General features: G+C 44.5%; 20 protein-coding genes. 14 read left to right on the top strand and 6 right to left on the bottom strand.

What is annotated here, in order from left to right; genetic code table 11:
• Positions 1 to 4 precede the first annotated feature (4 nt).
• From CHA6605_RS28940 to CHA6605_RS28890, 11 genes are all read left to right on the top strand, one after another.
• Positions 5 to 1,120 carry an SAM-dependent methyltransferase gene (locus tag CHA6605_RS28940; protein ID WP_015328722.1) on the top strand — a complete coding sequence of 372 codons (1,116 nt, stop codon included), beginning with the start codon at positions 5 to 7 and terminating at the stop codon, positions 1,118 to 1,120.
• A gap of 348 nt (positions 1,121 to 1,468) precedes the next feature.
• Positions 1,469 to 1,936: a hypothetical protein gene (locus CHA6605_RS28935; RefSeq protein WP_041550311.1), complete on the top strand. Its 468-nt coding sequence runs from the start codon at positions 1,469 to 1,471 to the stop codon at positions 1,934 to 1,936.
• Between the two features lie 110 nt (positions 1,937 to 2,046).
• A complete protein-coding gene (locus tag CHA6605_RS28930) occupies positions 2,047 to 3,096 on the top strand; it encodes a DUF932 domain-containing protein (RefSeq protein WP_015328719.1) in 1,050 nt (349 codons plus the stop codon).
• An 84-nt stretch (positions 3,097 to 3,180) separates the two neighbouring features.
• Positions 3,181 to 3,447 (top strand): hypothetical protein, encoded by a 267-nt coding sequence (locus CHA6605_RS28925; RefSeq protein ID WP_015328718.1) that lies wholly within the window; start codon positions 3,181 to 3,183, stop codon positions 3,445 to 3,447.
• A gap of 105 nt (positions 3,448 to 3,552) precedes the next feature.
• Entirely contained in the window at positions 3,553 to 3,816 is a 264-nt protein-coding gene (locus CHA6605_RS28920) for a hypothetical protein (RefSeq protein ID WP_015328717.1), read from the top strand.
• A gap of 144 nt (positions 3,817 to 3,960) precedes the next feature.
• Positions 3,961 to 4,398, top strand: a complete 438-nt coding sequence (locus tag CHA6605_RS28915) for a hypothetical protein (protein ID WP_015328716.1) — start codon at positions 3,961 to 3,963, stop codon at positions 4,396 to 4,398.
• Positions 4,399 to 4,702: 304 nt separating this feature from the next.
• Positions 4,703 to 4,900 carry a hypothetical protein gene (locus tag CHA6605_RS33350; RefSeq protein WP_015328714.1) on the top strand — a complete coding sequence of 66 codons (198 nt, stop codon included), beginning with the start codon at positions 4,703 to 4,705 and terminating at the stop codon, positions 4,898 to 4,900.
• A 34-nt stretch (positions 4,901 to 4,934) separates the two neighbouring features.
• Positions 4,935 to 5,369, top strand: coding sequence for a hypothetical protein (locus CHA6605_RS28905; protein WP_015328713.1), 435 nt, complete (start codon positions 4,935 to 4,937; stop codon positions 5,367 to 5,369).
• An 82-nt stretch (positions 5,370 to 5,451) separates the two neighbouring features.
• On the top strand, positions 5,452 to 5,880 hold the full coding sequence (locus tag CHA6605_RS32210; RefSeq protein ID WP_157260276.1) for a hypothetical protein: 429 nt from the start codon (positions 5,452 to 5,454) through the stop codon (positions 5,878 to 5,880).
• A gap of 2 nt (positions 5,881 to 5,882) precedes the next feature.
• Positions 5,883 to 6,635, top strand: a complete 753-nt coding sequence (locus tag CHA6605_RS28895) for a deazapurine DNA modification protein DpdA family protein (protein ID WP_015328711.1) — start codon at positions 5,883 to 5,885, stop codon at positions 6,633 to 6,635.
• Positions 6,636 to 6,646: 11 nt separating this feature from the next.
• Positions 6,647 to 7,063: a hypothetical protein gene (locus CHA6605_RS28890; protein ID WP_015328710.1), complete on the top strand. Its 417-nt coding sequence runs from the start codon at positions 6,647 to 6,649 to the stop codon at positions 7,061 to 7,063.
• Positions 7,064 to 7,820: 757 nt separating this feature from the next.
• Here the strand turns inward: CHA6605_RS28890 and CHA6605_RS28880 are convergent.
• From CHA6605_RS28880 to CHA6605_RS28870, 3 genes are read right to left on the bottom strand one after another with little or no spacing between them, the layout of a single operon-like run.
• Positions 7,821 to 8,342 (bottom strand): hypothetical protein, encoded by a 522-nt coding sequence (locus CHA6605_RS28880; protein WP_015328707.1) that lies wholly within the window; start codon positions 8,340 to 8,342, stop codon positions 7,821 to 7,823.
• A gap of 8 nt (positions 8,343 to 8,350) precedes the next feature.
• Complete coding sequence (locus CHA6605_RS28875; RefSeq protein WP_015328706.1) at positions 8,351 to 9,487, bottom strand: ParM/StbA family protein; 1,137 nt, start codon at positions 9,485 to 9,487, stop codon at positions 8,351 to 8,353.
• 2 nt (positions 9,488 to 9,489) lie between these two features.
• Entirely contained in the window at positions 9,490 to 9,909 is a 420-nt protein-coding gene (locus CHA6605_RS28870; protein ID WP_015328705.1) for a hypothetical protein, read from the bottom strand.
• 350 nt (positions 9,910 to 10,259) lie between these two features.
• Here CHA6605_RS28870 and mobF point away from each other — a divergent pair, with 350 nt between their 5' ends.
• From mobF to CHA6605_RS33340, 3 genes are read left to right on the top strand one after another with little or no spacing between them, the layout of a single operon-like run.
• Positions 10,260 to 13,019, top strand: a complete 2,760-nt coding sequence (mobF, locus tag CHA6605_RS28865) for a MobF family relaxase (protein ID WP_015328704.1) — start codon at positions 10,260 to 10,262, stop codon at positions 13,017 to 13,019.
• Between the two features lie 13 nt (positions 13,020 to 13,032).
• On the top strand, positions 13,033 to 15,354 hold the full coding sequence (locus CHA6605_RS28860) for an ATP-binding cassette domain-containing protein (RefSeq protein ID WP_015328703.1): 2,322 nt from the start codon (positions 13,033 to 13,035) through the stop codon (positions 15,352 to 15,354).
• Entirely contained in the window at positions 15,351 to 15,755 is a 405-nt protein-coding gene (locus CHA6605_RS33340; protein WP_015328702.1) for a hypothetical protein, read from the top strand. Before CHA6605_RS28860 ends, CHA6605_RS33340 begins: the two co-directional genes overlap by 4 nt.
• 12 nt (positions 15,756 to 15,767) lie before the next feature.
• Here the strand turns inward: CHA6605_RS33340 and CHA6605_RS28855 are convergent, their stop codons facing one another.
• From CHA6605_RS28855 to CHA6605_RS28845, 3 genes are read right to left on the bottom strand one after another with little or no spacing between them, the layout of a single operon-like run.
• A complete protein-coding gene (locus CHA6605_RS28855) occupies positions 15,768 to 16,226 on the bottom strand; it encodes a hypothetical protein (RefSeq protein WP_015328701.1) in 459 nt (152 codons plus the stop codon).
• Between the two features lie 18 nt (positions 16,227 to 16,244).
• Positions 16,245 to 20,561: a hypothetical protein gene (locus tag CHA6605_RS28850; RefSeq protein WP_015328700.1), complete on the bottom strand. Its 4,317-nt coding sequence runs from the start codon at positions 20,559 to 20,561 to the stop codon at positions 16,245 to 16,247.
• Positions 20,562 to 20,578: 17 nt separating this feature from the next.
• Positions 20,579 to 20,920: a hypothetical protein gene (locus CHA6605_RS28845; protein WP_015328699.1), complete on the bottom strand. Its 342-nt coding sequence runs from the start codon at positions 20,918 to 20,920 to the stop codon at positions 20,579 to 20,581.
• Positions 20,921 to 20,958 lie beyond the last annotated feature (38 nt).

Genomic DNA, 20,958 nt, shown 5'->3' with positions numbered 1-20,958 from the left:
CCTCATGAGAACCATCGATAACCCAGCCCAGCTCAAGCTAGACCTATTTGCACCGCATCTCGTAGCACAGAGCGATAACATCCCAGAAGTCCGATATCTACATCCTCAACCAGTATCGAGCCGTAATCTCAAACTAGCTGATAAGTTAGAGAAACTAGCTGCCACAATGCAGACAACCATCGACTCGAAACTGCATCCCGCAATCGGGCAACAAAACATCACCGCCCGTCGCTCGCGGATTGCCACTGGAATGCGCGAAGAAGGCGAACGGTTGGCAGTCATCCAGCGATGGCTTGAAGGACTCGCTCAGTCACATCGCACTGGTACCTGTCCTAGTCAGTTTGCCAGTATCGATAACCGCAAAAAGCTAGAAGATTTCGCCACCATTTGCCGCTGGTATGAAGATGATTCCAAGTATTTGCAAAATTCCTTTGCTCACAATTATTCGATAGTCGAACGACTCGCACAGTTTGGCATTAAATCGAAGGATGAAGCGATTGCCACTGTGCAACTATTGGATAGTCTATGCTCTGGCAATCCCGCACCTGAGATCGACAGGTCTGTGGAAAAGGCGAACGAGCTGCGTCGTCGAGCGATTTATACCCAAGTGCCCGACTTCTTCCCGACTCCGCCAGAAGTAATCGATCAGATACTAGAGTTTGCCAACGTGGAGGCAAGTCATCGCGTTTTAGATCCCTCTGCTGGTGGGGGCGATATCTGCCTTGCCGTCCGTGCTTTGGGCGTATCGGCTATCGATTGTTTCGAGGTTAATACAGATCTACACCAAGCACTCACCCTACTCGGATTTCAGCCACATGGTCGAGATTTTCTTGCCGCTACTCCGCGACCGATTTACGATCGCGTTCTGATGAATCCGCCATTTTCTGGAGATGCTTACATCGACCACGTTCGAGCTGCCTATAACTGGCTGGCTCCTAGCGGCGAGCTGGTTGCCGTATTGCCTAATGACTATCGGAAGAGTCGAAGTACCAAGCGGCGAGAATTTGCTGACTGGTTGGACGAGATGGGAGCTAGCGATTATGCCAATCCTGCCAATGCTTTCACCAAAAGCGATCATCGCTGCCAAGTATCGACCCATCTAATTCATCTCAAACATTAAGCCATATCTGTCAGGCTCGGATAATTCTGGGCTTGACGGTTCTGTGTTGTTTGCTAACTATACTCTAAGGTACGCCAACATGAACAGACTAATTAAAGCCTCGATCGCCAACGAAACTTGTGGTGATGAAACTGAAGCTACGATTCTCCGTTGGAGAGGCTGTGCCTAACGGCAGGCTATCGCCAACGCCAACGAAATCAAACAAATGCAGTCTGATATCGCTGGTGGTGAAGATATTCACGATCTGCTGTTAATCTATGGTTTAACTTTAGATGATGCAGTTGATGTACTTATCTTTGATGTTTAACATTACAACACTTTCAGGAGATGCTTCGATCGAGCCGATCAGTGATATTGTCACAGCCTATCGAACGGTTAATTCGTAGGAAACTCGGCATAGCCGCAGTTAATCGACGGCTCAAATTCTTGCCGCTGGATCTTCAAAGGTCTGGCGGCTTTCCTGTATCCACCTATAAATCTAAAATCATGACAACTAAAATATCGCTGCAAGAAATTCATGAAATCAGAAGGTCGATGACAATTATATTGTTGGCGGAAACATCAGAGCGGTGGAAATACACGCGATCTAACTTATATACGTTGAAAGGTTGTGCGTACTTTCGAGTCGAAATATATTCTCCCAACCACAATTTCAGAGAGCTTCCTGCTTCTTTGTGTGTCAATGATGCAGGGGAAGTTACAGTACACACTCCAAACGGCGTAACCAAGAAATTCACTCATCAAAATTTGGCAGAAACGCTAAGTATTGTCAAGGCTGAGATGACAAATCTTAAAGCTGAGTTGAAGAATTTCTAGCCGACAGCGGCAGAGCCGCATCTATTTGATAACGAGAATTCTTGCCGCTAAACCTTCAAAGGTTTAGCGGCTTTCTCATATTTACCACCAAATTATTTGAGGACAATATCATGAAAACCGGATTAACTCTCATCGAACTCGCCGAAGAACTCACCGCACAGCAAGAGTCCAAGCGCGATTTCCACGCTCCAACTTCTAGCTTGAGTATGCTCGGCAATGGTAACTTTCAACTCGAAACCAACAATGGTAGCGAAGAAATGCCAGCGACCGACTACGCCCACGCACAAATGGCCAGCCGCATCCAAGTTCCAAAGCCATATTACGATCGGATGCGCGCCCAAAGCCCCGAACTCTTGTCCACAAATGTCAATCATTGGTTGGGTCAAAAGCAAGGCGAAACCTCGCTGATTCGTACTTTGCGGAGCCAGATGCGAGCTTTCTTGAGCAATCGCTATCGGATCGTGGACAACCACGAGATTTTAGCGATGGTAATGCCTGAGCTGGCTGAAATGGGTGATGGGATTCAGATTGCAAGCTGCAACGTTACTGATGAGAAGATGTATCTCAAAGTTATTAACACCAACATTGAAGCTGCTATCTCCGTTGGCGACCCAGTTCAAGCAGGATTCGTGCTATCGAATGGCGAACTCGGCAATGGCTCGATCTCGGTCGAACCCTTTATCTATCGCTTAGTTTGCACCAATGGCTTAACGCTCAAAGATGCCAAGCAGCGGAAGAATCATGCGGGTCGTGCGAATGAAAGCACTGACTTGTATGCGATTGATACCGTGCAAGCGATCGATAACGCCTTCAAGCTGAAGATTCGCGATTTGGTGCGGAGTGCGATTAGCATCACTACCTTCCGCGATGCTGTTGCCGATCTGCAAGCCTCTAAGAATGACCTCATCACTGGCCATTCGGCAAAGGCTGTCGAGCTTACCGCCAAAGCAATTGGTTTAAACAGTGACGAATCGAGTTCGGTTCTCGACCATTTGATTCGCTCTGGTGACTTGTCTCGATTTGGCATGTTGAATGCAGTGACTCGTACCGCTGAAGATATCCCCAGCTACGACCGTGCCACAGAAATCGAGCGGTTGGGTTCGAGCGTTCTGTACTTACCTCAAAGCACCTGGCGCGAGGTAGCAACTGCTTGTAATTAGCTAAAATGGAGAAATCCCAGCAAGTAGGATTACTGGGATTTCTCAAAACCAAACAAATTCAATACTAACAACTAGGATAACATTATGTCCCTGACGATTGAAGTCGAACTTAAAGATGTTTTAAATGGTATCAACCAAAAACTAGACGTTATTCAGAAAGATGTAACTGACTTAAAGCTAGGTCAAGTTGAAATTAAAGGTGAAATCAAAACTCTTGACGCTAAAGTTGATGGACTGTCAACAAGAGTTGGCGATCGAGAGATTTTGCTGAGAACCATTGCTGCTGGAATGATTGTAATCGTCATTGGTGGTGCAGCCAAAATATTTGGGAGTTTTCCCGTTAATCCCTAGCTTTCCTGCCAGCAATCTCTAATCCAAAAAAGCACCAGTCACTTTTGAAGACTGGTGCTTTTTTGGATTCTTACTCACATTATCAATCTCAAGAAAATAAGCATTATGTACGAATCGAACAATAAAAAAGTTGAGAAAATTGTCAACCTCATTCAATCTCATGGATGTATTGTTGAAGGCAAGAAAATTAGCTTGGACGATCTACCGTTGCTTTGTCAGGATCTAAATGATTCGGATAAAAAAGAGATTGCAGGTCTAATTCAATCCATTGATGATGAATTATTTCATCTTTACGGCGATCGTCAATATCTAGATAGTCAAATCCAGTCTTTAGAACCAGTTAAAGAAAAATTATCTCAGTTAGTCTGAAGGGTTTCTCTTGCTTGAGTCGGTTACATGGACGAACTTTGAGGGAACCTCAGATGGAAACCCGTCTGCACCGACTCCGCTTGATACTGAGTATCCAAATAATACTAGAAAGTAGTGCAAAACTTATCCAAATCTTCTAAGAATATGAAACTCGAAACCTATCAAATTACTGTTGACGAATATCTCAATCGGCTTAATTGTGCTGTCATTCGTGATGAAGGATTACATAAATTAATCCAATTGAAAAACCTTAAATTGGTTGTGGTTGAAGCACTCGACAACCATAAATATCTCATCCAAGAAGTTACCTTGGGTTTACCAGGACAGCGATGGGATAATATTGATGCCTCAACAGCGATCGCCCATATTCAAATGCTAGAAAATGGTAACGATACTTTCTATAAAATCTGGCACACCGATGATGTCCTGTCACTTAATCCCAAGCTAAGTCGAGATTTTGCTCGATTAGTCTTACAAATGGCAATGGATAATCATGATGCCACCACGATTGGAATTAATTGGGAAGTACTCAAAATCTATATAGGTCAAGTTTTTGAAATGCACTCCGCAGGAATTATTTAAAACTTCCCAACTTTGCTCCACTCTGCCCGTAGTGCAAAGCTATGGGCATTTTGTAATCTTTATTCTGACGATAATATGAACCACTCAAAACAATCTCCCATTGAAAAGTTAAATCCTCATGAGAAATGGCATAGATTCAATTCATTACCCTTTAAGATTCAAGAACGCATCTTCAAACTGCTTGTAATGGCAAGAGGTGATGGGCTAGTCCCAATCATTGCCAGAGAAAAACTCAATAGACTGCACGGTATGACTGATACCGAAATTATTAACTCATACAATACTTTGTTGGAGCAACAACCTCATGCAAACTGCAATAGTTAAATATCAAATCGGCTCTTATAGTGGAAAGATGAATGTCTTAGTAGATGAAAACAATCCAAACGATGTTGTCATTGAAAAAGCAAAAGCTCAACTATTTAAAGAAGCTGGAACGACACTGCCAATGGAAAATGTGAGTTTTACTATCCTCGATCGCATTGATAAAGTCCGAGATTCTTAAAATCATTTACCTACTCAACCTTTAACCTTTGAATATGATAGATAATTCCGCTAACAATAATTCCCCTTCCCGTCTCTGGTTCGCCCATAACTGGGAGTCGGAGAGCTTCTTCCCTACTCAAGAAGAAGCAATTGCCGAAGCAAATTCCGATCTTAAATGTTGTCAAGATCCAGACGATGGTTCTTGGGCTGATTACGTCGAGGATATTTATGTCGGCTATGTCACTCACCAAGTCAAGCCTAATGCTGACGGGTACTCATTAGAACCGACGCTAGATCGCAATTCTCCAGAGGAAAGGCTTTGCCAACGAGTAGTTGCAACAGTTTTAGCAGCCCTGAGATATTTCCAAGCAAATCGTGACGATATCTTAGATTTAGATCTTCCACATTTTGTCAATGACGAACCACTATCAAGTGATGAAATTGACGATTTGTGCGAAGCCATCTGCCTTAGCGAAGTCCAACTATAGATTCATAGCTAATTCAATTACACCTTGAGCTGTCAGCATGTTAACGTGCTGGCAGTTTTATTTATCCTCAAAACCAAAAATTATGTCTAGAACCAAACAAGTAGATTGGGCAATCTGCCGAAATTTACCTACTCGAATCTATCGCAATCTTTTAACCCACAAAATGAGCTTACAACAGCAAATTAACAAAAGCTGGTTAGTCATCGGTCATGTAACTGATGCAGTCATTAAGTTGCCTGAATTCTATGTCTCCGAGCCAGGACGACAAAGAGTGATTGCGAGCGATCGAAAGAATGTCCACGCCTATTCGATCGGAATTTTGCTCGCTCCTTCCTCCGTGTCGATCTCCCATAGTGAGTTGAGAGAAATTTACTACTGCCCGTATTCTCAGCCTTACTTCACCTGGAAAGACAGCAATGAACCTTTATCATCTGCCGATTTCTTAATCGTAACTAATAACCGAGTCTATTGCACTGTCGATCGTCAACAGCCTCAACTATCCCTATTCTAACCATGCAGCACTTCTACAGCGGCTGGCATCAAATTAATAGCGGGGAAAGTGGTACCAAGCACTTTCCCCGCTGTTTAGTTTCTGCCTCTAGATTGCAATCGCGCCGCAGTTTATTTCCCATTCAAAATTGGATCTTAGACTGCGGTACATATTCAAGGTTCCATTCACATGGTCAACATTTACCAATCGATATCTATGTCGCCCTTGTCAAAACTTGGCAACATCACGGCTGTTTGGATGCTTGGGTGAGCCAAGATTGGTTGTGCCACCGCGCCATCCTTAAAATCACAAACATGTCAATCTATCAACATCAACAGTTGACGATCGATCGTTACGATCGACTTCTCAATTGCAACCTGTCAGCTTACTTGATGCCAGTTCTACAAGGCGATCGACCGATCGACTATGTTTGCCATCTCGAAGATTATGGCGACCGCTTGGCTCTAGGTCAATGGGTGGGAGTGGGTAGCATCGCACACTTGCCGCCAAAGCAAATCGCCCAAATCCTCCTGCAAATTAAGTCGGAACGTCCCGATCTTCGGCTGCACGGCTTCGGTGTTAAACTCCGTGCCTTAGCACAGCCATTGATTTGGGACTTGTTATACTCTGCCGATAGTGCCGCTGCGGGACTGTATCGTGGCAACGGACAACTTAAATACTGTGACAGCAACAATCCACTAACTGCTGTTACCTATGCGGCTAATATCAGAGAGCCAAATCCAACGATTTTTCGACAAATAACTATTAGTAAATAGATAAAAAAGCTATGTCAATATACAACAATACTTATAACTATAGAATTCCAGGTCACAAGTACGACTCTCAATGTCGGCTCTCAATCCCATCACTAGATTCTACTCCAGCTATTTCGGAAACGATTGGCTATGGAATTAAAGTAATCGTTTCCGAGCTGCCAGACAATCCAGATATGAGTATCTGCAATGCCTTTGAAATTCTAGCGCATAAAATCTGTCTGGAGTTTGAAATCGATCCCCAACGATTGATTTATTTAGAGCATTGGGGTAAATGGACAGCAGCAGAAGGCGGCTACGAGCGCGAACAAGAAGAATACTCTCTGGTTAAGTTTGAAATTGTCAATAACCGCCCTCGTTATCCTGATTGGAGATATTTAGGAGAAATCGAAGTATATCTTGTCAAGCAATTCTTAACCATATACCGATGAATGCCAACAAATCATCGGTATATGGTTAGAGCGCGACCTCAATGTGCGAAGCTTGCGCGCCGTCTTCGGCGGTCGCAGCAAAGCTTCAACTAAATGATGTTTAGTGGTGAAAATACCATGTGCTTACCTACTTTTGATGAAACCTTTACATCTATCCCTACGGATGTAGAAGAAATAATCGCACTCCAAGAACGTATCGACGATCTGAAATGGGAACGAGCGTGTGAATTCGCACACGAAGAACCTATGAAATGGCTTGACGAGCATAGCTTTTAGTTAAATGAGTGAGTAACCAATTGGTTACTCACTCATTTTTTCTGCACTAATCGATTTCAATACTCACTTTTTCTAACACTCATACTTATTGACGTTAGCACAGTCGTCTCATATCATTGAGGTATAATAAAACTTGCTGTAATATTCAGTATGCCAAGAAAAAAACAGAGATCGCCACAGAGAATTGAACTCGAACGTAGGATAGAAGCATTCCTGTACTGGAGTGTCTGTATCACGCTTCTGGTGCCAGGGCTAATGCTTAGTGTCGTGTATTTTAATAAAGCCGTCACACACCACGATTTTATCTTTGCAGTCCGCCTCCAAACCATCTTATTCGCTACAGCTTTTTTCTGTTGCCCATTAACGCCGATACCGTCCTGGTTTCCATTAAAAATTTGGTACCGCTTCCTAGTCTTTGCAACTGGGCTTGTCGCTATAGAGATAGTATCTGCGCTATAATCTTCAGGCGAAGTTTAACGTATTAAATATTAGATGCTCTACTTTCGATCTCCCACATATCATCTCGCCAGTCTTTAAAATTAACGCGACGAATCTTACCATCTGAAGATTGACAAGAAAATGCTGCTTCCAGATTTTCTATTTCAGGGTGGAGTGCAATAACTTTTTGTGGCTTATGACCAATTTGGCATATAATATCACCTTTCTCGATCGATCGAAATTCTTTCCATAGCCTCAGCAAAATTAATTCTATGCGATCGAGTGGCTCTGGCTCCCAATACTCTTCAAGATCGCTTTTCACTTCGGCAAATGTCCCTGCAAACCAAATATCGAAGCCATCACCACTAAATTCCCAGTAATCTTCTTCGTCTGGAGATTTCTTTAGGAATCCCGCTAGTTTGCTATCGACATACTCTTTGTATACCGGATCGTAATGAAAGACTCGCCCGTTGATAATAATATCTTTGACTATGTGATTGTTTTTTTGCTTGGTGTTAGCCTTGGTCTGTGTAAAAAATTCTCTAGTAAATATACTTGACTTCATAAGTAAACCTATTTTGTTGTAATGTCCCAGTAAGATTTTGCAGTTGGTAAAATATCTTTTTCCCACAAACACTGTACGTCGGCAAAACGAGCTTGTAGCCTTTCTGGAATTACCGTATCATCTGAATACTCCAACCCGCCATTGAGGTATATTGCCGGACAACTCTTGTCTGGTAAGTTAGGTAATTTGCCCTGAAAAAACTCGACCATTTCTGGTACGAACATTTGGGCGACACCGCCACCAAATACGATCTCATCGATCTGCGGAAATTGCACCGCCAACCACTGACTCAAAGAGTTCCAGAATTTTTTCTTAGCTATGGCGATTGCCTTGAGCAATTTATCTAGTTCCTGCTCCCGTGCGCTGGGAGTATTTCGGAGCAGCATTTTCAAGAGTGGGGCTTTATCCTCTTCTCTACTGAGTAAGTAGCTGGCAACCGCAGCAGTTATGGTTTTCTCTTTGTAGGCGGATGTAGCTAGTTGGATGTCATTTACTACCGTTGCAAATCCCAGATCGATCGAGCGGAACTTGCGGTAGACGCTATTTTGAACCGTGAAGCAACTTGTGTTCCTGTGCCCCATCATAATTACTCCCAGCGCGCGATCGGCCATATCTCCCCGATGCTCTTCATAAAACAATGATAAGCCGCCACCTTCAGGATGACAGTTGAAGTACAGTAAGTTAACCTGAAGTTTGCCCATTGGCGTATCAAAGTTTTGCAGTGCTTGTCTGAGGTTTTGTTCGAGAATGTCTCGATCTAATAATTCCCCTGGTGGCAGCAAACACGACAGAAACAACTTAAATTTCTTCCCACTATTAATCTGAGATAGTCGAGCTGCTACCGCTATGGCAGCTAACGTGCGCCCAACTGCATTGTTAGATTTCGGCTCGGAGAGGTTTAATGTGGAACGGAACGCTTCTTGCGCCAAGTCTCCTACAGCATAGTAACGATCTTTAATGCCAATAAAAGCAGATCGGATCGGATCTGCAAGGAAAGTGTGACGGTACTCCTCTACAGCCTCCACCGGAACCTCGATAATTTCTGGCTGCATCGTGAAGTATCGAGGTGTCTGAGTGAGTTCTTTACCAAACGCAACCTTCAACGCGCTACTTCCATAATCGACCACTGCATAAAGATATTCCACAGTTAATCCTCTAAATCCTCTAAATCCATAATTCTCTTGCGAGGTTGAATGGGTGGTTCGTTCTCGATTTCATTAGCTGGTGGATCGTCTTGTGCGATCTGGATCGGGTTCTGGATTGGAGGCAATCGATCGTCGAAGACCTGCCTTCGAGCGACGACCGTAATATCATCATCTGTGCCTATTGGCACCCCTGCATCGAGCTTCATAATTCTTACTCTTGATTGTAAGATATCTATCGATCTCTGGTATGCTTTTTGAACCTCCAAAGGCGAAGCTCCGATATGTTTGAGGGCATAGGGCAAATAAAACGCTTCGATGGCTTGAATGATGTTGTCCTTCATTCGACTACAGCTTTTTAAATATTCGTAGAGCAACTTATCCAATTCATTGCTCTGATATATCGTCCATTTCCACTGCGGCATTTTAATAGTTCTAGTTTACTACTAAGTCTAGGGGTCTAACAGGGGGTTTTAAGGGGTTTGTTAAGGGCCTAATAAGAGTCTGCTAGATGCTTATTAAGGGGCTATGCCAGCATTGTAAACTGAAAATGCGACGTTTGACGGGGGACTACAAGGGAGCTGTCAGGATGCTGCTAGGGGGCTAAAACTAAGCAACCCGATTTAATTTCTACGCACAGTACGCATTTTTTAAAAAATTCACCAATTTGGGCGATAATGAAAGCTGTGTGCGATCGAGTAAAATTTTAATACTTAAAATAGTTACAAAATGAAACTACAGTTAAGCGATCGAACATCTTGTCATTCAGTCATGTATGCTGACAGCTAAGAATTGTAGTGGCGGTGGAGCCGTAAAGTACTTTACCGAGTATTACGAGCGAGATGAGACTCGGTGGTATGGGAAGGGCGCGTCGGCACTCGGTCTAGAAGGTGAAATCGAGCGAGAGTCATTTGAAAATGTCTGCTACGGCAAATCGCCAGATGGCAGCAGATATCTGGGCACCAAAGGCGACCCTGAAAAACGTCGGGCGGGTACGGATTTTACATTTTCCGCACCAAAATCCGTGAGTCTAACTGCATTAGTCGGTGGCGATACTCGGTTGGAAATCGCCCATCGCGTCGCCGTTGAGAAAACTCTGGCATTAATTGAGGAACGGTATGCCCAAACCCGCATCACTAGCAATAAGAATGTAATCGAAGTTAAAACTGGCAACCTTGTCGTTGCCCAATTCGACCACATTGAGAGCCGCGAACTCGATCCGCATCTGCACACTCACGCCCTGGTGATGAACCTAACTCAAGCAGAGAATGGCAAGTGGTATGCCAACGACAACGATCTAATTTTTCAGAACAAGAAACACTTAGGAACAATTTATCAGGCTTACTTAGCCGCCGAAGTAGAACGATTGGGCTATGAAATCGAACATCGCCCCCACGGACAATTTGAAATTAAAGGATACGATCGACAATCGTTGGTCGATTTTAGCAAACGCCGGATGCAGATTCTCTCTGAGTGCCCAGGAAACAGTACTTGGCAGACCCGCGAGGATACTTGGCACCGCACCCGTAAAGATAAAGAACGTATCCCCTCGACAGAGCTAAAAGTAAAATGGCAACAGGAAGCAGCAGATTTAGGCATCGAGATCGTGCGATCGGGATTAGCCAAAGATGTAGAACCTACCGCCGCAGCCACAAAGGATCGCTACATTGAAGATGCCATCGCGCATTGTTCCGAGCGTAGTGTCGATTTTAGAGTCGAAGAGATCGAGAAATTTGCGATCGCGCAAAGATTACCGATCGATATTGCCGAGATTAAACCACTGTGCGACGATCGCGCGGATTTAATTAGACTCGACGGTAGTTACACCACTTTTAGAGCACTCTGTCGAGAGGAAAAAACGATTTCACTGATGCGCCAGGGGCAAGGGACTCTCACCCCAGTTGCTACAACCGAAAGTGTAACCGATTATCTGCGAGATACGACGCTTAATGCCGGACAGCGGCAAGCAGTCAGGCTAGCTGCCACCAACGCAGATCGAGCGATCGCGTGGCAAGGAGTAGCGGGTGCGGGGAAGACATACGCCCTTGCCGAACTCAAGCAAATCGCCGACTCGCAAGAAGTCGAAGTGAAAGGATTCGCCCCCAGTGCCGAAGCTGCAAAAGTGTTAGGTGACGAGCTAGGAATAGAAACCAATACGGTAGCGAGAAAACTCTGTAGTCGCGAGGAACTGCCGAGTAAAGATGAATTGTGGATTGTGGATGAGGCGGGTTTGTTGAGTGCTGATGATGCCCTAGCCCTATTATCTAGAGCCACGAAAGAGCAGGCGCGGGTATTGCTAGTTGGAGATACCCGTCAGCTATCATCAGTGGCGGCGGGAAACCCGTTTAAGTCATTGCAGGCAGCGGGAATGGCAACAGCTCGACTCACGGTATCACTACGTCAAAAAGACCCAAATCTCAAAGCTGCGGTAGATGCCCTTGCCGATGGCGCGATCGAACGGGGATTTACACTGTTAGAACAAAATAACAATATCGTCACGATTGCTAAAGATGACATCATTGAGAAAATTGCTTCTGAGTATTTAGCTCTGACTCCAGCAGAGCAAGCCAAAACATTAATCGTATCGGGTACTAACGATACCCGACGGGAGATTACCGCAGCGATCCGTGAAGGATTCAGAGATAGTGGAACGATCGGACTCGACCTTCCGGCTCGACAGTTGGTAGATTATAAATTTACTAAGATTGAAAACAGGTACGTTCACAACTATAATGTCGGCGATATTGTAGTGCCGATCCGCAACTACAAACGACTAGAAAAAGGTCAAAGTTACGTGGTTGCTGGCAAAGAAGCAGACGATCTTGTCTTGAGATCGCCAGAGGGCGAACGACTCGTCACGGACTTAAGTTTTGACAAAGCCCACTATCATGAGGAATCGATCGGTATAGCAGTAGGAGATCGCTTGCGCTGGAGTAAGAACGATACCCAGTTACAGCGACGTAATGGACAAGAATTTGAAATTGAATCCACGGTCGAGCATTTAGCAAACATTAAGTACCGCGATGGACGAACCGAAGCGATCGATTTGCGCCAAGCTCACCATTTCGATCTGGCGATTGCTACAACCATTTACAGCAGCCAGGGAAAAACTAGCGAGCGAGTGTTCGTCGCGGCTGATGGGGTGCAGAACTCCGAAAGTTTCTACGTTGCCGCCAGTCGCGCCAGGAGCGAACTTAAAATCTTTACCGATTCGCCAGATAATCTCCGATCGATGGCAATGGACTCGATGAGTAATAGCAATCCGCGCGAGTTACTGTCAGAATTACATAAACGACAAGCGGTATTGAAGGCCGAAAAACAACGAGGAATTGACAATAAAAATGTTGTTCGTGAAGTCGATGTGCCAGTTGAGATTTCTCAGCCGTTAAATCTAGTGAAAGAACGAGAAAGTGACTCGACCGAAGTGGGTGTGACACTCCCTACTGAGGGTGGAGGTGTGATATTACCTACTCAGGGTGGAGACGAAGCGAAAGATCTAAACAATCTAGATCTCGATAGTAATTATAGTCGTTAGAGGTGCTTCCAGCTTGAAGGAATTGAACGACGAACGATGTTTAGTAGTTAACAATCAGGGTCAGACAGTAAAGTTTACCCTCGATCGCGATCTCCACATGCTCGGACGCAAGCGAGCAGGGGTAGATTTACTAGTGCCCGATTCTTGGACGGCAATTTCTCCACTGCAAGCCATATTATCTAGAAGTGGTAATGACTACTACATCTTTAACGGTGATGGTAACGATGTCACTAGCAACCGCTTTTACTTAAACCGATCGACAATTCCATCAACGGGGCAATTGCTTGTAAATGGGACTACTTTACATATTGGTTTAAATCCTAAAACTCTAGTTCGCATTACATATTATGATTCTGACTCACTTACTGTCAATCGTGAGTTTCAGAGCATTTCCCTAAATCAACTTGTGACGATCGGTAGCGATCCGACCTGTACGCTGCAATTAGATTCGCCAACAGTCGCTCGCTTTCATGCAACGATCGAACCTACCAAGCGGCAAGGTTTCTACACGGTAGAAAGTTTGACCGATGATGGAGTAAGTGTCGGCAATCTCTGGCCTTCAAAAATCACAGTAGGCAAAACTGGCGAAACCATCCAAATTGGTTGCTTTACTCTACTGATAGGCTTTGGGGAACTCGAAATATTAGACCGTGGCGATAGCATCAGATTGGATATCCGCGAGCTAATTCTCGAAACCAATGGGAAACGTCGCCTTGACGAACTCTCTTTTGCGATCGAGCCTGGGGAGTTCGTCGCCATCGTCGGCGGCAGCGGTGCTGGGAAATCTACACTGATGCAAGCTCTCTTGGGTACCGAAACTCCGACCAGCGGCGGGGTCTATATCAATGGTGCAAATTTACAGCCAAACTATGACATCTATCGCTCGCGGATCGGTTACGTGCCTCAAGACGATATCATCCACACCAACTTAACTGTTGAAGGGGTATTGAGCTATGCCGCTCGATTGAGACTGCCTTCAGATATTAATGTGAAATCCGTAGTCGATCGAACCCTGGAGCAAATCGAAATGACCCATCGGCGCAGGGCAGTCATCACCAACCTCAGCGGCGGTCAGCGCAAGCGAGTTAGTATCGGAGTCGAACTGATTGCCGATCCCAAGTTATTCTTCCTCGACGAACCTACTTCTGGACTAGATCCTGGTTTAGACCGACAGATGATGCAGCTCCTCCGCTCTCTGGCTCATGAAGATCGACGGACGATCGTTTTAGTCACTCATGCAGTCTTAAATATCGAACTATGCGATCGCATTGTCTTTCTGGGGCGCAACGGTAAGTTATGTTATTTTGGTTCTCCCGATGACATCCTCGAATATTTCGATGTCGATAATTTTGCAGATATCTATGTCAAGCTCGAAGATGGGGGTTGGATCGACAGTTATGCCGCTGAGTATGAATGCTCTGATTACTGTCGAGAGTACATGTCTCAAGACATCGATATTAATGATAATCACGAGCGAAGCAAAACCTCAAAGGTCAAAATTAATGCACTCAAGCAATGGTTTATTTTAACTCATAGACAACTCGACATCACCTGTCGCGATCGGTCTAATTTAATTCTAGCTTTAGTCACCGCACCAATCGGGATTGGATTGCTCAAAGCTGCTCTTCCAGATACACAGCCGTTTAAGGGAGGATCGATCGATGGAGCTGGTTTAGCCATTCAAGTATTACTGATATTTAGCTGTGCTGCGTTGTGGGTAGGCTTATTTAGCTCGGCACAGGAAATAGTTAAAGAAAGTGCGATTTATATGCGAGAACGCTTAGTCAATCTACAGATTTCAGCTTATTTTGGTTCTAAGTTTATAATCCTGACTGGATTAGCAATCGCTCAATCATTAGTAGTTACACAGGTGATTATGCTTGTCTTTAAATCACCTATTACGACTTTAATATCATGGCAACTTGGAGTTTCAGTCGTTGTCTTTTTAACTATTACAGCTAGCTTTAGCTTGGGATTGCTCGTTTCGACTGTGGCTAGAAATAGTTCTCAAGTAAATAGTGCCTTGCCGCTGATATTATTGCCACAGATTATCTTTTCAGGAGTATTGTTCAAGCTTAAATGGATCGGTGCGATCCTTTCGTACTTAACGATAACTCGCTGGTCGCTTGGTGCTTTTGGTACGATTGCTAATGTCAATGGATTGTTACCAGCGACGTTCAAACATATTGCTGTTAAGAATTTACCATTTCCTCTTGGCATAGCTTACGATCGAACTTGGAATAATTTATATTTGTGCTGGATTGCTTTGGGAATACATTCTATTGTCTATCTCGCAATGGCAGTTTATTTACAACGACGTAAAGATATTATATGAAGAATATTATTGATTTTAATTGTCCGAAATGTGGCTCTGAAAATATCCGTAAGTTCTCACTAATCTATCGCGATGGACTTTCCGATCTAGCAGGTAGAAATTTTCATGGTACTAGCCAAACAGTTAACAGTCAAATTGCCTCTCCTCCATTTAGTCCCAGTCAATTTCTAAGACGATGCTGTTTTTTTATTATCCCTTTATTATTTCTTGGGCACATCGGACGTTCTCCCATATTTTTGACCGTTGGTATCGTGCTAGGCGTTATCTGTGCCATTGCATGTCGAATCTATGCCAGTACGATTTACCGTGACTCTCTGCAAATATGGAATAACACCTACCTGTGCCAAAGATGCGATAGTGCTTTTATCTTAGGTCACGACGCGCCTCAAGATGATTGGTAATTTGCTATAGTCTTACTTGCATAGTCTCATCAGCCAATTTTTCAAACGTCTCCATTGCAAAACATAATATTTTTGAGTGGAGTTTTTATCTATATTAAAAGTATTAACTTTACTAATTTCGCAATGATATTCTCCATTGCTAAGATTTAATGGATCGACACCTTGCCGTAATTGTGATGCTTCTAAGTCTGTCATCAATTTAGCATGTGGATCGACATTCAATCGATTAAATTCTCGATCGTAAATATTGAAGCTGTAAAAATTCAGCGGTTCGACTTGGCAGTAATGAGTTTGCTCAATTTCCGTGACTACTTTAGATAACTCATCCTCAGTTAAATAGGCAACAGTGCCATTGACAAAATGACTACCATCGTAAACTAATATCTGATAAAGATTAGCTTTATTTCTAGTATCGCTCAGTTCATGAAACTGAGATTGAAAATGTTGATATATATTATTTGAAATCAGCATAAGTACCAAGGTAAAATATTACATAGACCGACCCATACTTTCAGTTTGCGAGCATTCTAATAGTGTAGAATTAATTTCTCTTTCAGCAGGAAGGACTATCGTAGGTTCTTGAACCGTAGATAGTTCGACTTCGATTGAAGTTGCTTCATTTGTTGCTCGATCGACTATTCCTAAAGATTGCTTTTCGCTAGCCGTTATCCTCACTGTCGGACTATTAAAATCATCAGGTGCGCGGTTTCCGTCAGGATAAGCCCGATTTAAGGCATTTCCTAATTCTTTAATCCTGTCTAAATCTTTCGTTTGCCCTGAGTCAGATTTGAGGGCATAGGCAGTTCGTAACTCTCCCGCACTGGGATAGTAGAAATCTTCGGGCACTGGAATTTCTACAACCCAATGAGAAAAATCATCCGGTGCGCGATCTCCATCGGGGTAAACGTCGTTGAGCAGTACTCCCAAACTCTTAATTTCTGCCATTTTTGCAACGTCTCCAGCTAGCTCCGAAGTTTGATAGAGCTGCCGCAGCTCTCCTGCTGTAGGCAAGTAGCGTCGAGCAGATGAGATGGCTGGCTGCTCGTTAGACTTCAGCGGAATAGATTGCTGCGGCAGTGGTATGAGTTCGTTGCGGTCGATTCTGGCGACGGGCTGATGGTCGATGAGGCGTTGAACTTGAATCTCAAGAATTTTCTCATTGAAGCCACGAGATAAAGTACCTTTGAGTAAATTGCTACCGCTTTGAAGATTGGCTTTAGACTCTTTATTGATTAATTCCCGACCCAGCACTCCAATCGGTATCCGCCGTCCGCCAGAACCTATATAATCCACTGCAATATTTTTGCCCCGACGGTCGAATGCGAACTTACCTGTAAAGTCTTCGATCCCAATCTTGCCGATTGTTGGAGCGGGATCGACGGCAAATTCTCCCAAATCAGTCTGAATTCGCAGTTTAGGAGCCAGCGGTCGAACGATTTTAGCTGTTACCACCGTGCCAGGAGCCAGCAGGGGTGAGTCCCCGTAAGTACTCAATCCCAAATCGCGGACGCTGCCATCGGTTTCGATCTGGCTAATGTGTAAGTTACGATCGAATCTAATTGCCAATTCCGTTCCATCTCGTAACTCTAGGGCGGCTGCGGTCGGACGATTGAGCGCGATCGGCGGTACTTTGTCCAGGTGTTGGCTAATTTCAGGGACAAAGATTTTAGTCGCCATTCCCATTCCTGCGCTTGAATGCCATGCCGCAGACGCATATTGCATCCTTTTGTCGTTGGGAATCGAGTTTTCCAGTTCGATCAGTACTTTATCTGCACTAGCAAATACCGCATCCACATCGTTTTCGAGGACGAAAGGGGGATGAAATTCAATCGTTGAATTTGATATAGATAATCTTTTTGTACTACCGACTTGCTCGATCTTATGTTTATCTAAATTGTTGGCTGATGCTGATTCTGGCTCAACGTATCCGATCGAACGCCGATTATTTGCGTCATCTGTTACTTGATAGACAACAAAATTTTCTTTCCCGCTGTCTTCTTGATTACGATAAATCTCGAATTTAACGTTACTTTCACCATCTCCCAAGTCCCAGACTGGTGAATCTCCACCAACATCAGCATCGCATAGTCTCTGAACTACAAGGCTTTTACCGCTACTAGACACGATCGTTAACGTTGGTTGCTGGTCTTGGGGTAATTCTTGATATAGTCGATCTTGAACCTGTGCGATTGCGTTAGTACAATTACGATATCGCTGGGCAAAGCCATCGACGACTGCCTTTTGATTATCGTTATGGGTAATCGGAATCAACGAGCGAAACCGCTTATTTAAGTCTTCCGATTCGATCTCCTGTAATTGTGACTGCTGTTGTCCACCATTGTAGAATCGGTTCGCTGTTCCCACCGCCCACCCAATCGGTTCTTGGGTATTGGTAGGGAGGTCGCGGCTGAGATAAATATCGGGTTTTTTGACATTCTGGCGGAGCTGGTGAGACTTGTACTGAAGGCGTTCGCCGAATTCATGAATTGTTTCATCGATGCCAACGCTGCTTTTAGCCGTATCGACCGCCGTTTGGAGATTTTTTGCCACCCCACTATCACAACAGTTTTTGAGAAGCTGATTGACAGTAATTAAATTCCGCTCGGCAAATGCCAATCGCTCTGCTGCTGGTAATTTATCGATCTGTTTACTCGCCTGGACGATCTTCTCGATCTTGTCTGCTAACTGCATTGGTGGTAGACCGTGTTCTATTAAATACTCATCGCTAGGAATCTCTTCTGGAGGAATTTCACTGAAAGCTGCCCCTATTTGCTTGAGTAATGCAGGTTTGCGCTTCGGCTCGATATAGACTGTCTCGGATGCGAGAGATTGCAAAATTATGGATTGATTGGCAACTTTTCCAGTTGGGTTATTGGCGGTAATATCCCAGGCTTGCCAAATGGCTTGAGTTAGCGGCTCGCCCTCAAGCCAGAGGTGGTCGGCTTTTTTAGCTTTGGCGATCGGTAAGGGCTTACAATCGGGAGCATTAGCCTCGATAAATTCCTTGACTGCCAGCGGGAATTTTCCCCGATCTAAATCTGGCTCAAGAATTATTTGGGCGAGAACTTCTCTACCTGCTTCATATCGTTCGCCACCAGTAAGGGGTAAATGGCTCAGTCGCTCACGCAGTTGACTTGGAAGATTGTCATTTGCCAAGTAACCGACAAAGAAGCCGTTACGATCGCCATCGAAGTCGGTAATGGCGATGTGTTTTGCCGTCCAGGGATTCATGTAAACCACACCGCGTTTGTCGAATGCTTCACGGTCGCGGTCGCGGAGGATTTCTAAGTTATTAATCGCAATTGCCGCTGCTCCGACATTCGGGAATGGCGATCGATAATAAGCGACGATCGCGCCGTGTGGGAGGTCGCGATTGCATACCTCCCAAGGTTCTAACTTACTATGGTGCTGGGCGATCGCAGCGGGGACAACGATCCCACTAGTTGCCACATCTAGCCAGTCGCGTCTGTTCGATTTGTTAAGCTGGCGGCTGATATTGGTGAGTTGGTTGAGCTGCCCGTACTCGTCGGCTTCGAGCAGTGTAGAAAGTGTCGCTCGATTGTTGCGTGGTTCCTCTTCCGCACCGTCGATTCCTTCGGGCGTGTCGATGATTAGCTCACGCTCGCGTCTTGCTTTTTCCTTCGCTATAAACTTCGCTGCCACTTGCCAGTTATCGATCGCAATATCGGCAAGCTCAGTGGCTTTAGCTTCAATCATTGGATTGAGTTCGTTGAGAGTGGCTTCGGGTATGGTGCCTTTGACTTGGGCACCCACCGATTGATTGGAGTATTCAGCTTTAATCTTCCGATTGACCCATAAAAAGCTGTCTAGTTCGATAATCCCTGGTTCCTTGAGTCTGCCGTCGTCGCCCTTGATGTCATTAGTCGAGACGATCGCATCTACACCCAATCGCTCGCACCAGGAGCTAGTAGCCACCGTCCCTTTGGCAATTCCAGGCAGATCGGGCGTGGCGGCGCGAAACTGTAAGACTGCGCTCCGAGCGATCCTGTCGATCTTTTTCTCGATCGTCTGAGCGGTTTGCAGATCTACATAATAATTAGAGATTCTGCCTATATGCTTAAATTCATTGAGTAGCTTTCCGGCCAATTCTGGATCTAAACTATCTCCAAATGCTTCATCGATCCAATCACCCAAGTCACCCAGCTTGTCATCTTCGCGGTCTTCAGTTTGTTGCAATCCGCGATCTATGGCGAGTAGCACCTCTTTATCTAATAACAGTCCACGCAAAAGCTTAGTCGATGCCAACATCGTACCGTCACCCATTTTGTCGTAGAGATCCGCTAACTGTTTGACAGGAATGTTGCGCCTGTCGCGGTCTTTGAGTGGAGCTGCTCCACTAGTTCTTTGCTCGTCATCGATAATTAAGATTCGAGAATTGCCCAATTTCGTTTGTGTAGCAGATTTGCCATCGCTGACGACGAGCGAACCGTAGGCAACTGCGTTGTGGGCACTGCGCTTCCCATCTGCATAAATTGGTCGAACGCCACGGTTGCTGTCGCCTTTGGCAATTAATTCGGCAGTCAGCCGATCTGTGAAATATCCAGACTTACCACTGGTACAGACGAGGTATTTACCTTTGGCTTCCAACCTTTGTCGATCCGAATCATTTACTCCATCGTAAAAGTTAGCGACATGCAAACTCTGTGGCTCGATCTGATGCGTCTGAAGCCACTTTTCTAAATAGCAATTCTCCACTGATTTAACTCTGGGCGTTCGATCGCCTTCTGGGTTGAAATCAGTGAGATCTTTACCAGTCTTTAAGTCAAACTCTTGAAACTGAAGCATGTCAATTTCTCAAAAAATCAAAATTCAATTTTGCCTTCTTCATCTTCTTTTGAACCGATCCATATTGGAGTGAAATTTACAGGATTTGTAGATACTGATTTCTGTTTATTCCCCTTCGTATAGTAAGACTCAGGAATATCATCGATATCGATGCCATCAGCAAGCATATCCCCTAGATCGTCATAGTCCTGATAACGATAAGATCGCTCGTATGCCAAACCTTCCATGTCAACTCTAGCCATTAGTTTTTCATCCTCAATATTTTGGGCTTCTTCTTCCTCAGTGTAAGTACGCGGTGGCGGTGGGATAACATCACCTTCTTTGTACAGGATATCTTCGATTGAATTAATTTTCACCATAATTTATTAATATCTTAGGCTACCGCTATCATAACATG

Source organism: Chamaesiphon minutus PCC 6605 (assembly GCF_000317145.1).
In the GTDB taxonomy this organism is placed as follows: Bacteria; Cyanobacteriota; Cyanobacteriia; order Cyanobacteriales; family Chamaesiphonaceae; genus Chamaesiphon; species Chamaesiphon minutus.
This window is presented reverse-complemented; position numbering and strand designations above follow the sequence as displayed.

What these genes read in the sequence shown, in the direction of transcription:
- CHA6605_RS28940 (WP_015328722.1), top strand. Translation starts at nt 5, where the DNA reads ATGAGAACCATCGATAACCCAGCCCAGCTCAAGCTAGACCTATTTGCA.
- CHA6605_RS28930 (WP_015328719.1), top strand. Translation starts at nt 2,047, where the DNA reads ATGAAAACCGGATTAACTCTCATCGAACTCGCCGAAGAACTCACCGCA.
- CHA6605_RS28925 (WP_015328718.1), top strand. Translation starts at nt 3,181, where the DNA reads ATGTCCCTGACGATTGAAGTCGAACTTAAAGATGTTTTAAATGGTATC.
- CHA6605_RS28920 (WP_015328717.1), top strand. Translation starts at nt 3,553, where the DNA reads ATGTACGAATCGAACAATAAAAAAGTTGAGAAAATTGTCAACCTCATT.
- CHA6605_RS28915 (WP_015328716.1), top strand. Translation starts at nt 3,961, where the DNA reads ATGAAACTCGAAACCTATCAAATTACTGTTGACGAATATCTCAATCGG.
- CHA6605_RS33350 (WP_015328714.1), top strand. Translation starts at nt 4,703, where the DNA reads ATGCAAACTGCAATAGTTAAATATCAAATCGGCTCTTATAGTGGAAAG.
- CHA6605_RS28905 (WP_015328713.1), top strand. Translation starts at nt 4,935, where the DNA reads ATGATAGATAATTCCGCTAACAATAATTCCCCTTCCCGTCTCTGGTTC.
- CHA6605_RS32210 (WP_157260276.1), top strand. Translation starts at nt 5,452, where the DNA reads ATGTCTAGAACCAAACAAGTAGATTGGGCAATCTGCCGAAATTTACCT.
- CHA6605_RS28895 (WP_015328711.1), top strand. Translation starts at nt 5,883, where the DNA reads ATGCAGCACTTCTACAGCGGCTGGCATCAAATTAATAGCGGGGAAAGT.
- CHA6605_RS28890 (WP_015328710.1), top strand. Translation starts at nt 6,647, where the DNA reads ATGTCAATATACAACAATACTTATAACTATAGAATTCCAGGTCACAAG.
- CHA6605_RS28880 (WP_015328707.1), bottom strand. Translation starts at nt 8,342, where the DNA reads ATGAAGTCAAGTATATTTACTAGAGAATTTTTTACACAGACCAAGGCT.
- CHA6605_RS28870 (WP_015328705.1), bottom strand. Translation starts at nt 9,909, where the DNA reads ATGCCGCAGTGGAAATGGACGATATATCAGAGCAATGAATTGGATAAG.
- mobF (WP_015328704.1), top strand. Translation starts at nt 10,260, where the DNA reads ATGCTGACAGCTAAGAATTGTAGTGGCGGTGGAGCCGTAAAGTACTTT.
- CHA6605_RS33340 (WP_015328702.1), top strand. Translation starts at nt 15,351, where the DNA reads ATGAAGAATATTATTGATTTTAATTGTCCGAAATGTGGCTCTGAAAAT.
- CHA6605_RS28855 (WP_015328701.1), bottom strand. Translation starts at nt 16,226, where the DNA reads ATGCTGATTTCAAATAATATATATCAACATTTTCAATCTCAGTTTCAT.
- CHA6605_RS28850 (WP_015328700.1), bottom strand. Translation starts at nt 20,561, where the DNA reads ATGCTTCAGTTTCAAGAGTTTGACTTAAAGACTGGTAAAGATCTCACT.
- CHA6605_RS28845 (WP_015328699.1), bottom strand. Translation starts at nt 20,920, where the DNA reads ATGGTGAAAATTAATTCAATCGAAGATATCCTGTACAAAGAAGGTGAT.